The sequence below is a fragment of the Amycolatopsis sp. genome (assembly GCF_025464955.1).
Lineage (GTDB): Bacteria > Actinomycetota > Actinomycetes > Mycobacteriales > Pseudonocardiaceae > Amycolatopsis.
The window spans coordinates 1-13,922 of sequence record NZ_JAODNM010000098.1; the positions used below are offsets into that span (position 1 = coordinate 1).

Here is a 13,922-nt window from a genome sequence, read left to right on the forward strand (position 1 = left end):
TGGAACTGCGCTTCATCACCGCCCAGCTCACCCTCGCCCACACCAACCCCGCCATGGCAGAACTGATCCCGCTGGCCGAGCAGAGTCTCGCCGAGGCCGAACGCGCCATCGACGAACTGTGGACCCCCGCACCCGCACTGGTTTGAGGCACGGGGGTCCCACTCGGCAGAACCTCGGTGCCACCACCTGGAGTGATCATGTTCGTGGCCTACGCGGTCATCGCGGTCCTGCTGGCACTCGCTCTGCCCGCCTCCGCCAGCACCAAGCTCCCCGCCACGAGCGCGTCGCACGACGTTCACCGAACGCGGCGTACCACCGAGCTGATACGCGTTCCCCAGCCGCGACTCAATAGCAATAGCGCGCGAAGTTCTTGTCGTTGAGAAGCGAGTCTTTGAATGCCTTGAACATTTCGGCCCGGCGCTCCTCGGCGGCGTGCCCATCCGGGTGCCGGTGGCAGGCTCGACGCCCCGTCGGTACTTACCGGCGAGCATGCCGCTCGCCAGTGGGAAGTACGGAAGGACCGCCATGTCGTTGCGCTCGACTACGGCGATCAGCTCGGCACCACGGGCGGGCCGCTCAGGGAGCGTACTGGCGTGTGCACCGGAACTTTCGCACCGAAGCAGGATGAGCTCGTTCTCCACCGCCACGAACCGCGCTGTCCCCTGACTCGCAGCCAGCTTCGTCACCTCATCGATCCGGCCGGCCGAGAAGTTGGAGCACGCGATCTCGCGCACCTCGCCGGCCTTGATCAACTCATCGAGCGCGCCGACGGCCTCCTCGATCGGCAACCTCGCGTCGGCTGTGTGCAGGTAATAGAGATCGATATGGTCCGTGCCCTGACCAAGGCCAACAATGCCCGTGGCTGGACCGAATCGGCGTGGAACTCCCACGGCGGGGCCGCGGGCAGCGGCTGTTCGGCGTGGATCGCCAAGCCGGCCTGGCAGACTGATGCAAACTGTCCGGGCCGGATGGTCGCCGACATCGCCGCGGACGCCGACCCGAACACCGGGCCAGCGGTGTACGACAGCCACGACGGACACACCTGGACCATCGTCCGTGGCACCAGCGTGTCCTCCCCGTTCATCACCGGGGTGATCGGTCTGGCCGGCAATCCCGGCCAGTTCCCCGACGCGTCCTCGTTCTACGGGCGCACCAGTGGTCTCAACGATGTGCTGACCGGGAACAACATTGAAGCCCAGGACTGTGATGGTGACTACCAGTGCAACGCCGGACCGGGCTATGACGGTCCCACCGGCAACGGCACCCCGAACGGACTCGCCGCCTTCTGAGTCCGTTCCTGCGACAACTCGACCATGCTCGACAGGTCGATAGCTCGATAGCTCGTTGCGATGGGGCCGACGCTGAATCAGCAGCGGCCCCCATCGATCAGTTTGGACCCCGACCGTTAGTTTGATCTACCGGGCCTGTCGGCGCTAACTTATTTCGACTCTGGCACGAGAAGAGTCACTCGGTGACGGCGGGCACGGAACGCTCGCTCATGCCGCGAGCTGCTTGCTCAGCGCACCGTCTCGCCGACGCTCCCGACGAGTTCACGATATGTGGCCAGTGGTCGGGCAATGCAGTCGATGACAACCGGCAAGAGCCCGTGCCCGCTGGTCGGTGATGGTGCCAGGCCCGCGCCCGCGCCCACGGTCCGACCGGAAATCGCTAACGGAACGCGAAGTGCTCGGCGTGGATGTAGTCGCGCGGTATGCCGTGCCGGCGCAGGTCGCGCCCAAGCGCGTCGACCATCGCGGCCGGTCCGCACAGGAACACATGCGTGTCAGCGTCCAGGGTGCCCGCCAGGGCGCTGATCCGGTCGACCGTGAGCCGGCCGTGGTCTCGGGTGAAGACCGGGTGCAGGGTCAGGTTGGGCAGCCGCTCGGCGGCCGCGCCCAGATCGGGCAGGAACACCGCGTCGGCCTCGGTCGTGGTGCTGTAGAACAGATCGATGCGCTCCGGCTCGGGCACCCGCTCGGTCGTCAGCCAACCAAGGAACGGCGCGACCCCGATGCCGCCGGCGATCCAGATCTGGCGCGGACCACCGACCGTGTGGTCGAACATGCCGTAGGGACCGGTGATCACCGCAGGCAGCCCCGGATGCAGGTTTTCGTGCATGCGTCGGGTGTCCCGGCCGAGCGAGCGGACGGTGAGCCGGACCGATCCGTCCGGCGACGTCCCGGCGACGCTGAACGGGTGTTCCCGCCAACGGTGCTCCCCGCCAACGCTCAGATAGACGAACTGACCGCCCCGCAACGGCGGGCGATCGCCGGTCGGAGTCAGCACGATGTCGGTGACCTCCGGCGACGGCCGGAGCACGGCATCGACCAGGTAGTCGGCCATCGGCGCCCGGCGCCGCAGGACGAGTTCGTCGTAGCCGTAGGCCAGCACGCCGGCACCGCTGATGATCAGGTAGATCGTCTTCAGCGAGACCGATCCCCCGATCACCCGGTCCAGCGCGAAGCCGTGCAGCACGGCGGCGAGCAGCAGCAGGCCGATGAACCGGTGCAGGATTAGCCAGAGCCGGTAGTTGACGCGCAGCACGCGGCTGACCCTGGCCAGCGAAATCAGAATGAACGCGATCAGTCCGAAAAAGGCGAGGACGCCGAGGGCCCTGCCCGCCTGCTCGGAGAAGGTGAGGTCCTGCGGGGTGTTGGTGCGGGCGTTTCCGCGCCCGGTGACGAGCACGTGCGGAATGAACAACAGCATGGCCGAGATGGCATACAGGCGGTGCCAGAAGTACATTCGGTCCAGGCCACCGAACCACCGTTCGAGCGAGGTGAGACGAGTGGCCAGAATCGTGGTCCAGGTCATCAGGTAGACGGCGAGGACGCCGAGTACTTCGCCGAAGAGATACGAGGTGGCGATGTCGGCCGGCCTGAGCCAGTCCCAGGCCAGCACCAGCGCGACCGCGCCGACCACGACCGCCACCGGGCCGACGTGCCGCAGCTTCAGGCGGACGTCCATCGGCCGGCGCAGGATCCGGGCGAGATAAATCGCGATAGCGGCCAGGAACGCCATGATCCTCCTTCTCTTTCGTCGAGCCGCGCAGTCCATTGTGGGAGCGCTCCGCGCAGCTGACCGGCGTGCGCAGCTCCTCCTGAAGCGCAGGCAGGACACGCTGACCAAGCCTGCCACTCGAAGGCATATCGTCGCAGGTCAGGGTTCTCCAGGCGAGCTGAGATCAGGAACGGGTGATCGTGCCGCTGCACTACTGTCTGACCCACCACCTGCTCTCAGTCCCCGCAGCACTCCTTCGGCGTGACACGGCCGTCTTCACCGCGCTGGGCGCCATTTTCCGACGGACGGATCGCACCGGCCCCCGGCGGGGTCCTCATCCGCGCGACCGCATTGGCTCCGTTGTCGGCGCGGTCCGCATCAGCGGCGACACTTCCCCCGAATGACGAGGTCTGCGCCGCTCGATCAGCCGACGTGGCAACGCTGGAAGCGTTCTGCCGCCCCGGTCCGCTGCGCCAGGCAGCCGTCGCGCTGCACCGGCACCACAGCTCGCTGGCCGACAGGCTGGCGCACTTCGAGGACGCGCTGGGCCGGCGGCTGGACGAGCCGGTGACCCGTTCCGTGCCCGGCTCGCGCTGCTCGCCCGCCGCCTCGCCGACCACGGCTGATCAGCCCGGTTCCATGCCCAGCGCGCGGGCGAGCACGGCGGTTGCCTCGGCGGTTTCCCGCCTGGTCAACGTCGCCTGCTGCACCATGCGCGAGCCGTGGAACGTGCCGGGGAATAGGTGCAGCTCCACGGTCACCCCGGCGGCCAGCAGCGCCTGGGCGTAGGCGATTCCCTCGTCGCGCAGCGGGTCGAACTCCATCGCCGAGATGTAGGCAGGCGGCAGGTTCCCGAGGTCGGTCGCCCTGGCCGGGGCCGCGTAGACCGGGACGTTCTCGGTGCCCCGGACACCCGCGCCGAGGTAGCGGTCCCAGCTGAGCTCCGCCAGCGGCCGGTTCCACAGCGGAGTGTCGACGAACGCGCGCATGCTCGGCGTCTCCAGCCGGTCGTCGATCTCGGGAACGCCGAGGTACTGGAACGCGATCGCCGGTCCACCCCGGTCCCGGGCCAGCAGGGCGAGCGCCGCACACAACCCGCCGCCCGCGCTCGTGCCGTGGATCGCGATCCTGGCCGGGTCGACACCCAGCTCCGCGGCGTGCTTCGCGGTCCAGGACAGCGCCGCGTAGCAGTCCTCCAGCCCGGCGGGGAACGGCGCCTCCGGTGCGAGCCGGTAATCCACCGACAGCACAACAACGCCCAGCTCGCGGGCGAATGCGAGATCGCGCGGCGCATCTGCCTCGATGCTACCGACGATGAACCCGCCACCGTGCACGTCGACGATCGCGGCAGGCGCCGCGATCCGGTCCGGCGTGTAGACGCGCACCCGGACATCGGGCGCGCCGTCAGGACCGGGCACGAACTCGTCGCGGACGGAGACCCCAGTGGTATCCGGCTCGCCGAAAATGTCGTTGAACGCGTCCTTCATCCGCGCGCGCGTGGTGGGCAGATCCGTGAAATCGTTCTCGGGGAGCATCAGAACAGCGGCGGCGAGCTCGGGGTCGAATGCGTACGCCATCGGCTTCCTCTCTGGACTCGGTATGTTGATCCCATTTTTCGGTCGCTTGCACGAGTTGTCGCACCCGCCGCGCGTTGCCGGTACGCGGCCGCCCGCCCGCCAACCTCGCGCCCGAACTTCTGCCGCCACGAGACCGCGCACAACCTCGATGCGCGCAACCGTCGGCGACGGCGGAGCATCTCGCTGGAGCGCCTCACCCTGGACACCGCGGTGTCGCATACGGTCAGGTCGAGACCACCCGCAGGACCAGCGCGGCAGTCGCGATGGCCAGCAGCACGCTTGGGCTCGGCAGGCCCTTGAAATCATTCTTGCGCAGGTGGGCGCCGACTGCGCCGACGAAATAGAGCACCACGCCGATGGCGGCCGCGATGCCCAGCGGCGGGTACCAGAGCCCGAGTACAAGGCCGAACGCGCCGGCGATCTCGCATGCGGCCAGGAGCGGGAGTCCCCACAGCGGCACGCCGAGCTCAACAAAGCCTTCGACGACGCCTTTGGGGCGGCGGGTGAGTTTGCTGGCTGCCGAGACCAGCAGAAGCAGGGCCAGCAGGATCGCGATGACGCCGTAAGCGGTGGACATGTCTGCTCCAGATGATCGAGAGGTGTGCGGTGGAGCCGCTGGCCGGCGGCTCAGCTCTGGCCGAATACGTTGCGCAGTGGCGGCAAGTCGCCGAGCGTGATTTCTATGAGGTCGCCGGGAACGAGAAAACGTTCGCTCACGAACCCGACTCCTGAGGGCGAGCCCGTGCAGATGACATCGCCGGGCTGAAGTTCGATGCTGGCGCTGATTGCTTCGATCAACGTCGGCACATCGAAAAGAAGGTCTCCGAGAGTGGCCTGCTGTCGCAGTTCGCCGTTTACAGACGTCGTCAATTGGAGATCGGCGTGGTCGTGACCAGTCGTCAAAATTCCGGGACCGAGTGGTTTGAATCCCGGAAAGCCCTTCGAGACCAACATGCCGGCCATATCGCGTTGCGCGGCAGCGGCCTTCTGCACATCACGCGCGGTCACGTCGTTGACCGCTGTCAAGCCCGCAACGTAGGACCAGGCGTCGGCGGCAGCGACCTGGTAGGCAGGTCGAGATATGACTACTCCGATTTCACCCTCGTAGTCCACCTTGTTCGGTGCCGACGGTGGCGGCGGAATGACCTCACCACTCGCGAGCACTCCGTCGCTCGCGATCGGGAGGAATAGTGGGGTTTCAGGCACCGGCTGTCCGATTTCGTCGGCGTGGGAGCGGTAATTGAGTCCGACGAGCACGATATTCGCGGGTAGCACCGGTGGTCTGAGAGTGAGTGCGTCGAGATTCACCGACGGTCCGGCTGGATGCCGAGTCAACTGGTCCCATTCTCCCGCGGCCAGGACGTCGTCGAGACTCTTGAGGCCGACCAGCAGAGTCGCGCCGCGATTGTCGACGCGGACGACACCATCGGTCGTAGTGAAAACCTGCATTCAGGACTCCTGACTCAACATTTCGGAGACAGTCGGGCGTGAGGTGACTGTGTCGATGACCGTGGTCATCTCACGCCGGCGAAGCAGCAAACCACCTGCGCCGTCGCGCACCCACGTGTCGCGGCAGTCGAAGATCGACATGGCGTATCCACCTGGTTCGGGCTCGATGCGGTGCACCGTCACAACGAAGTCGGCTTGAAACGACTCCTGATCACGGGCGGCGATGCGGAGGTTCGTCGGCACGTGGCGTGTGGTGTAACCGGCCTTCTCCCGGACGGCCATCAGTTGGTCGTACACCGGTCGACCGACCCGCTTCTCCCCCTGGCCGATAGCGAAATCGGCGGTCAGCTGCCCAAGCGAGTCGGTGGCATGGCCGGTGTCGACGGCCGCGAAACCCTCCGCCACGAGCTGTTCGAGCTGACCACGGAGCTCCATAGGAATAGTCACCCTACGATTATTAGCGCACTTGGATAGGATTTACAAGTCACTCGCATACGCTTGACGGTTGCATGCTCTACGGCTAGCCTGACATGTGGATGCCGAGCATCCGGTGAGTGCCAGACGTGGTTGACACACGGCCGGGCTGGCGCTCCCTCAGGCTCGCATCGAACGGACAACAAACGTCGGCACGTGCGTTGCGTCCGACGTCGTTGGCTGGGCCTAGCCCGCCGATAGCCAGCGGGCGGCAACCTGAGCAGGGAGGCGCAGATCATGTGTCGTCAACCGATACGTGGGAGAGCGCCAGGCTGCGCACGCCCGGGGAGGACCTATGGGGGCAATGTGTCCAACGGTCAGTCGGCAGGACTCGCGGCCTCGATCGATCCGAGCGTGAATGTAGTGGTCGCGCCGGCACCGGGATTGAGCGTCGGCGGCGATGCCGCTGTCCTACCGAGCATATCCACGACGCTGAAGCCGGGCATCATCACCACGATTCCGTTCAGCATCACAGCACTTGCCGGAGCGCATGGTTCGATCATCACCGACCATGCGCAGATCAAAATCGACTCGTGCATGGGTCCGGTGAGCCCACGGCCGTCCGCGATTTCCCGGTGGTCGAACATGCGCCAAGTGGGCCAACTCGCCAACCCGTTCAACTCCGCTGATCCCACCACCGATGAATCATTCGCGGTATAGCGAATGAGAGCCCGGAGCATGGCGGCTTCGCGTTTCCCACGTCGTTCTCGTGGCGGGATGCAAGGACCGGGTCCACGAGATCCCGAGTGGCCGGGGAGTCGACATCATCCTGGACTCGGTGGGCGGCGACCGCCTCACCGACAGTCCGCGCCGTCTCGCACCCAACGGGCGGGTCGCCGTTCTCGGTTCACCGGCGGTGAAACCCCCACCGTCAAGGTCAATCGCCTCCCCTGCGCAAGGTGTCGGTTCACGCTGCGGATTGGGGCGCGTACATGCATACCGATCGCCGCTACCCGGCCCGCCAGTGGGCGGCCGTCGAGCGACTCCTCGAATCTGGCGCGCTGCACCTCGCCGAATCCACGCGACCCAGTTGTTCGAACACGCCATCGAGGCACTGCGGGCGCTCGAAATCCGCTCTGCCCCCCGGCAAGTTCGCACTCTCCGTCCACCCTTCCTGACAATCAGGAAATTCGCGGCACTCTTCTACGAGAAAGTTCTCGATGAGCAACTCAACTTCGACGATTGATCCGGTACTGCTCATCGAGCAGCGAGGAAGTGTGCGGATCCTCACGTTCAATCGGCCCAAATCGCGCAACGCGCTGAACCCAGCCCTTATCGGCAGGCTCCGCACTGAACTCGCTGCCGCCGACGCCGACGAGAAGACCGACGCCGTCATCCTCACCGGCTCCGACCCCGCGTTCTGTGCCGGAGTCGACCTGCGGGAGTTCGCTAACATCGGCGACGATGTCAAGACATCAGATGACGGCGTACCCACCGGACACCCGTGGCGTCCGCTGGCCAAACCTGTGATCGGCGCGATCAACGGTGCCGCAGTCACCGGCGGCCTCGAACTCGCACTGGCCTGCGACTTCCTCATCGCCTCGGACCGTGCTCGGTTCGCCGACACCCACGCCCGGGTCGGGCTAGTACCCAGGTGGGGTCTGACGTCACGGCTTCCCGCCGCGGTGGGCCGGGGGTTCGCGCGACGCATGAGCCTTTCCGGCGACTTCGTCACCGCGGCGGAGGCTCTGCGGGTGGGGCTGGTGACGCAGGTGGTCGAGCACGAAACCCTATTGGCTGCGACGGTCGAGGCCGTGTTGTCGATAGTCGGCAACGACCAACCTGGCGTCCGCACTCTGCTCTCGTCGTACCGCCGTGCCGAAGAGCATATGGTCGATCCCGCGCTACAGGTCGAGGACGAGACCGCACAGAACTGGATGAAGGATTTCGAACCTTCGCGAGTCGCCGACCGGCGGGCGGAGGTAGTAAGCCGTGGCCGCATGCAGAATGCCGTCAGCAGTTCCCACGGATCGGCTGAAGCGCCGCTGCCGCAATCACATCGAGCCGGCCCGAGCCCGTCTTAATCCGGTCCGTGCCTATGAACGGCAAGGCGTTGCCCGATCTCAGCCCGAGTGGCGGCCGGAACGACGAAGAGCACTCCGGCTGAGGCAATATTTGTTGGCTGTCGGCACCGACAGCCAACCAGGCCCCCAGCAGTAGCTCATCTGTTGTGCTACAGGCTTGTCCGCCATCATCCCGACCCATCTGCCGAAGGGAAACCCACACCGATGAAGACCACTCTCGCTGGGCACACACTGCTCATGTCCGGGGGCAGCCGCGGCATCGGACTGGCCATCGGCATCGCGGCAGGGCGCCTCGGAGCCAATGTCGTGCTGCTGGCCAAGACCGACACGCCGAATCCAAAGCTTCCAGGCACCGTGCACACAGCGGCCGCCGAAATCGAGGCGGCGGGCGGGTCCGCGCTGGCTGTCGTCGGCGACGTACGCGACGAAACATCTGTCCAGGCGGCAGTCGCCCAGACCATCGACCGATTCGGCGGCATCGACATCTGCCTCAACAACGCCAGCGCGATCGATCTGCTCGGCACCGAAAACCTCGCGGTGAAGAAATTCGACCTGATGCAGCAGATCCAGCTGCGCGGCACCTACCTGCTCACCCGCGCAGCCCTCCCCTATCTCCGCAAATCCCCCAACCCGCACATCCTTTCGCTGTCGCCGCCACTGAACCTCGATCCCAAGTGGCTCGGCGCGCACCCGGCCTACACCGTAGCGAAATACGGTATGACCATCCTTACTCTCGGTTGGGCCGAGGAGTACCGCGATGCGCGGGTGGCCGCGAATTGCCTGTGGCCACAGAGTCTCATCGCCACCGCCGCCGTGCAGAATCTATTCGGCGGAGACCGGGCGATGAGCACCGCGCGCCGCCCCGAGATCGTCGCCGACGCCGCGATGCTCATCCTCACCCGTCCGGCTGCCGAACACACTGGTAACACCTACGTCGACGTCGACGTCCTTGCCGCACACGGTGTCACCGACCTGTCCGGCTATGGGCCAACCACCGGCCTCGTGTACGACATCTTCCTCGACCCGCCCCGCTGACCGAACCGTGCGATCCAGAAGGAGTCGAAAAGGTGTCTAACCAAAACGAACCTGTGTTGTCACGTCGCGAAGAGGCGGTACAGGTCTTGACCCTGAACAACCCTTCGAAACGCAACGCGATCAGTCTGGCGATGCGGGCGGCGCTCCGCGACCACCTCAACCGGGCGGAGCCGGATGTCCGCGCGATCGTCCTGACGGGTGCCGAAAGCTACTTCAGCCCCGGAGGCGACTTCAGCGACAGACGAGGGCCCGAGGCCGAGCGCGAGCGTTTCGAACACTTCACGGCCATCATCGACATGATGGTCGCCGGGAACCGTCCGGTTATCGCGGCCGTGGAGGGCGGCGCCCAAGGAGCGGGCCTTGGTCTGGTCGCCGCGAGCGACTATGTGGTATGCGGCGAAAGCGCCGCGCTGGCGGCTTCGTTCGTCAAACTGGGATTGACGGCTGACGCAGGGCTGTCCTGGTCTCTGCCGCAGCGCATCGGCGTTGCGCGGGCTCGCAGGATGGTCCTGAGCGGTGAGAGTCTGGATGCGACTACGGCCCATTCTTGGGGGCTCGTCGACGAGATCGTCGGAGACGGGGAGGCGGAGCGCCGCGCACTCGAAGTGGCCAAGCTCTGGTCCTCGCGCGCTCCGCTCGCCGTCGGAAACTTGAAGCGTGTTTTTGCTCGGGGCCAGTTGTCTCATCGCGATGCGCTCGCGCAAGAAGGCATCGATCAGCGCACGCTGATGGGGACTCGCGACACCATGGAGGCGCTGGTCGCGTTCCGGGAAAAACGCAAACCCGTGTTCGAGGGGCGTTGACGCACATGACGAGGAGCCGACCGGCCTCGCCGAACCAGGAACCTTGAACCTTGACGAACGTGTGTGCGGAGCGTGCTGCAAAGCTCAGTTTTCGACTCGAATCACCAGGGACGAAGGGTCACAGTCGTATGAGTGCCGATAAAGTAACACTGTCGATCGACGATCACGTTGCGGTCGTGGAGACGCATAGTCCACCCGCGAACTTCTTGAATCGCGACGTGCTCGCAGCGATCGCGGACGCAGGCGAGGAGGCTCAATCCGCTGGGGCCCGCGCGATCGTGCTGTGCGCGGAGGGTCGCCACTTCTGTGCTGGACTGAACCTCAGCGACAGGTCCGGCCAAGTCGATCCCCGCGATGCCGCAGCGGCTGTCTATCACCAGGGAATGCGGATCTTCGCGCTCGAGCTGCCCGTGATCGCAGCTGTCCAGGGGACCGCCCTCGGAGGCGGTCTCGGACTCGCATGCGCTGCCGACTTCCGGGTCGCCAGTCCCGAGACGCGGTTCGAAGCCAACTTCGCACGGGTCGGCTTTCATCACGGATTCGCACTGAGTGTCAGCCTTCCGCGGATCGTCGGGAATCAGCACGCCGCCTTCATGCTGTACAGCGGTGCTGAGGTCAGGGGCGAGCAAGCGCATCGAATAGGCCTGGCTGATCGCCTCGTCGCCCATGGTGACATACGGGACCAGGCGATCGATCTTGCGCAGGAGATAGCTGCCCGCGCGCCGCTGGCTGTGAAATCGATGCGACGCACATTGCGCCAGGACCTCATCACACAGCTCGACAAGGTCCTGGAGCATGAACTTGACGAGCAAGCCCAGCTCTGGCGGACCGAGGATTGTGCGATCGGGATTCAGAGTGCTCGGGAGCGTCAGGTGCCGACCTTCGTTGGCCGCTGACCAGGCACGCGCCGGGGGCGCCGTTGCAGGCGCCGTGTTCCTTCTGCCACTCTCGAGGAAGAACAGGGCCTGGGCTTTACCCAGGGTGACAGCTGATCGGGTTCACGGCGACGAAGTCGACGGTTGAGGTCCAGATCCACCCTTCCCCATCAGCCGAACACAGTGATACGCACGCTTGCAGGCGACATGAATATACTAGTGACTTGCATCACTGGTCATAACGCGATAGCCTTGGCACGGACAGCACGTCAGAGGGAAACGACAATGACGAGCAGAACCGTCGGTGGCAATCAGATAACCCCGCATAAAGTTTTATGCGCGTAGTCAAGGCGAGCCTCAAGCGAAGCGAGGGCCAGTGGATTTTCGAGATACACCCGCCGAAGCCGCTTTTCGGTCCGACCTGCGCGCCTGGTTTCGGAGCGACGGATCGAACGGCGAAAGGTGGGACCTGAACGTTCCAGCCGACGTCGTGGCAGCACGAGCTTGGAGCAGCTCGTTGCACGATGCAGGGTATGCCGGGCTGACGTGGCCTGTCGAGTACGGCGGTCGCGGGCTCGACCCGACTTATCAGGCGATCTTTTACGACGAAATGGTGGCGGAGCGCGCCCCCGTGCATGTCGGCATAATCGGACTCAACATGGCAGGGCCGACCATCATCGCGTGGGGCACCGCCCAACAGAAAGAGCGCTTCTTGGCGCCCCTGCTCGCCGCCCAGGAGCTCTGGTGCCAGGGCTTCTCCGAACCTGGCAGCGGATCCGATCTGGCAGGTGCGGCAACGCGCGCCGTACTCGACGGCGATCACTGGGTGATCAACGGACAGAAGGTGTGGTCCTCACACGCGCACATCGCAGACTGGTGCATCCTGCTGGTCCGCACCGACACGACCGTTCCTAAGCACAAGGGACTTTCGTTTCTTCTCGTCGATATGCATTCGGCAGGAATCGAAGTGCGGCCGCTGCGGCAGTTGACCGGCGAACCGGAGTTCAACGAAATCTTCTTTACTGATGTTCGGATCCCGCGTGAGTCGATGCTCGGACAACCCGGTGATGGCTGGGACGTCGCGATGACCACACTGATGCACGAGCGTGGCACTTTGGGTTTCCTCTTCGCCGCGGGACTGCAGTCCAATCTCTCCCGGTTGGTCGAATTCGTGGCGGAGACCGCCGCCGACGGCAGCACTCCCGCCGCCGACCCCACGGTCCGCATCGAGGTGGCACGCGAATGGGTTGCGGTCCAGGCGCTCAAGTTCACGAATTACCGGTCGCTCAGTCGATTGCTCGAGACGGGGATTCCTGGCCCGGAGTCGTCGATTACCAAAATCGCCTGGGCAGAGTCGAACCAGCGGATAACCACGTTGGCAACCCGGTTGCAAGGCATGGCAGGAGGACTGGCCGACGAATCTGCGGCCTGGAATGGCTTCTGGCAGCAGCAACAATTACGTAGTCGCGGAAACAGTATTGAGGGCGGCACCTCAGAAATCCTGCGGAACATCGTCGCCGAGCGAGTTCTGAATCTGCCGCGCGGCCGCTGACGCGGCGACCGACCAACCAGGAGCCATCGTGGACTTCACACTGTCCGAAGAGCAAGAACTGCTGCGCAAATCTGCTGCCGAATTCCTCGCAAAGCGAGCTCCGGTCGAAAGATCGATACTGTTCATCGATGACGACGGGGCCGGCTGGGATCCCGCCATCTGGCGCGAGATTACGGCACTCGGTTGGCTCGACGATGAACTCGACCTGCTGGACCAAGCCGTGCTGGTCGAAGAATGCGGCGCTGTGCTGCTACCTGCGCCGCTCTTCTCCACGTTTGTCGCGATGTTGGCCGGTGTCGAATCACCCCTGCGGCAACGCGGCATGGCCCGAGAAGGAGGATTGACCCTCGCCTGGGCAGAGAAGGGGCGCGGATTCGGCCTTACCGACGCCCTGTCCTCAGGCGCGACAGTCGTCAGCGACGCGACGATCACGGGCGGCAAGACGCTCGTCACCGACGCTGCCAAGGTCAGCGGATTCGTAGTCGTAGCGCACGATCATGATGGCCCGCAGTTGGTCTACGTCGACGCGTCCGATGTCCGTGTCCGCCCCCAGTCGACCTTGGACCGGTCGAGGCCGCTCGCCGACATCGAACTGGCTGGCGCATCACCACTCCGGCTGATCCCGTCGGCAGATGTCGTGGACGCGGTCGCCTCCATGGAACATCGGGCGTATGCGCTGGCCGCCGCCGAGTCCCTCGGCGTCGGACGGTCAGCGCTCGACCTAGGATTAACTCAGGCGCGCGAGCGGAGCCAATTCGGTAAGCCCATCGGCGCCTACCAAGCGGTGTCGCACCGGCTGGTCGATGCATACGCCGAACTTGAACTCGCACGATCACTGACCTATTGGGCGGTACACAGCCTGCAGACAGGCAACAACAACCGCGCGACGGCATGCGCCGCCGCGAAGGTGGCCGCGACTGCCGCGGCCGTTCACGCCTGCGAGGCGGCGATCCAAATCACCGGCGGTCTCGGCATGACCTGGGACCACATCGCCCACCGACTTTACAAACGAGCCATGTCTCTACAGTCGTACATGGCCGGCGAGCGACGCCTCTACCAAGACATCGCCGATGCAGTTCTTTCACGAAGCGCCTAGCATCCACGTACGATCTCACCCGCAGCGCGCCGATGCC

At 65.2% G+C, this 13,922-nt stretch carries 13 protein-coding genes and 3 pseudogenes; 10 read left to right on the plus strand and 6 right to left on the minus strand.

Annotated features, from left to right (window positions below):
• Positions 1–146 (plus strand): annotated as a pseudogene (locus JWQ81_RS23540) (FMN-dependent NADH-azoreductase); the annotation flags it as partial.
• Between the two features lie 369 nt (positions 147–515).
• On the opposite strand, the pseudogene JWQ81_RS45065 reads toward JWQ81_RS23540, so the two are convergent.
• A pseudogene (locus JWQ81_RS45065) lies at positions 516–890 on the minus strand (aldo/keto reductase); the annotation flags it as partial.
• Between JWQ81_RS45065 and JWQ81_RS23545 the strand changes: the two are divergent.
• Positions 825–1,289 carry a hypothetical protein gene (locus JWQ81_RS23545; RefSeq protein WP_297544670.1) on the plus strand — a complete coding sequence of 155 codons (465 nt, stop codon included), beginning with the start codon at positions 825–827 and terminating at the stop codon, positions 1,287–1,289. The pseudogene JWQ81_RS45065 and the gene JWQ81_RS23545 sit on opposite strands and share 66 nt — an antisense overlap.
• A 379-nt stretch (positions 1,290–1,668) precedes the next feature.
• Here JWQ81_RS23545 and JWQ81_RS23550 read toward each other — a convergent pair whose 3' ends face one another.
• Positions 1,669–3,021 (minus strand): ferredoxin reductase family protein, encoded by a 1,353-nt coding sequence (locus tag JWQ81_RS23550; RefSeq protein ID WP_297544671.1) that lies wholly within the window; start codon positions 3,019–3,021, stop codon positions 1,669–1,671.
• Between the two features lie 411 nt (positions 3,022–3,432).
• On the opposite strand from JWQ81_RS23550, the pseudogene JWQ81_RS45070 reads away from it, so the two are divergent.
• Positions 3,433–3,564, plus strand: a pseudogene (locus JWQ81_RS45070) (helix-turn-helix domain-containing protein); the annotation flags it as partial.
• A gap of 62 nt (positions 3,565–3,626) precedes the next feature.
• On the opposite strand, the gene JWQ81_RS23555 reads toward JWQ81_RS45070, so the two are convergent.
• The 4 genes from JWQ81_RS23555 to JWQ81_RS23570 form a co-directional block, all read right to left on the minus strand.
• A complete protein-coding gene (locus JWQ81_RS23555; protein WP_297544672.1) occupies positions 3,627–4,577 on the minus strand; it encodes an alpha/beta hydrolase in 951 nt (316 codons plus the stop codon).
• Between the two features lie 223 nt (positions 4,578–4,800).
• Positions 4,801–5,154, minus strand: coding sequence for a DoxX family protein (locus tag JWQ81_RS23560; protein WP_297544673.1), 354 nt, complete (start codon positions 5,152–5,154; stop codon positions 4,801–4,803).
• Positions 5,155–5,204: 50 nt separating this feature from the next.
• Positions 5,205–6,026 carry a fumarylacetoacetate hydrolase family protein gene (locus tag JWQ81_RS23565; RefSeq protein WP_297544674.1) on the minus strand — a complete coding sequence of 274 codons (822 nt, stop codon included), beginning with the start codon at positions 6,024–6,026 and terminating at the stop codon, positions 5,205–5,207.
• Entirely contained in the window at positions 6,027–6,473 is a 447-nt protein-coding gene (locus JWQ81_RS23570; protein WP_297544675.1) for a nuclear transport factor 2 family protein, read from the minus strand.
• A gap of 333 nt (positions 6,474–6,806) precedes the next feature.
• On the opposite strand from JWQ81_RS23570, the gene JWQ81_RS23575 reads away from it, so the two are divergent.
• From JWQ81_RS23575 to JWQ81_RS23605, 7 genes are all read left to right on the plus strand, one after another.
• Positions 6,807–7,160, plus strand: a complete 354-nt coding sequence (locus tag JWQ81_RS23575) for an MspA family porin (protein ID WP_297544676.1) — start codon at positions 6,807–6,809, stop codon at positions 7,158–7,160.
• Positions 7,161–7,660: 500 nt separating this feature from the next.
• On the plus strand, positions 7,661–8,524 hold the full coding sequence (locus JWQ81_RS23580) for an enoyl-CoA hydratase (RefSeq protein WP_297544677.1): 864 nt from the start codon (positions 7,661–7,663) through the stop codon (positions 8,522–8,524).
• 204 nt (positions 8,525–8,728) lie between these two features.
• Complete coding sequence (locus tag JWQ81_RS23585; RefSeq protein ID WP_297544678.1) at positions 8,729–9,559, plus strand: NAD(P)-dependent oxidoreductase; 831 nt, start codon at positions 8,729–8,731, stop codon at positions 9,557–9,559.
• 32 nt (positions 9,560–9,591) lie between these two features.
• A complete protein-coding gene (locus JWQ81_RS23590; RefSeq protein ID WP_297544679.1) occupies positions 9,592–10,362 on the plus strand; it encodes an enoyl-CoA hydratase-related protein in 771 nt (256 codons plus the stop codon).
• A 128-nt stretch (positions 10,363–10,490) separates the two neighbouring features.
• Positions 10,491–11,258 (plus strand): enoyl-CoA hydratase/isomerase family protein, encoded by a 768-nt coding sequence (locus JWQ81_RS23595; RefSeq protein ID WP_297544680.1) that lies wholly within the window; start codon positions 10,491–10,493, stop codon positions 11,256–11,258.
• A gap of 355 nt (positions 11,259–11,613) precedes the next feature.
• Positions 11,614–12,789, plus strand: a complete 1,176-nt coding sequence (locus JWQ81_RS23600) for an acyl-CoA dehydrogenase family protein (protein ID WP_297544681.1) — start codon at positions 11,614–11,616, stop codon at positions 12,787–12,789.
• 28 nt (positions 12,790–12,817) lie between these two features.
• Entirely contained in the window at positions 12,818–13,885 is a 1,068-nt protein-coding gene (locus JWQ81_RS23605) for an acyl-CoA dehydrogenase family protein (RefSeq protein ID WP_297544682.1), read from the plus strand.
• Positions 13,886–13,922 lie beyond the last annotated feature (37 nt).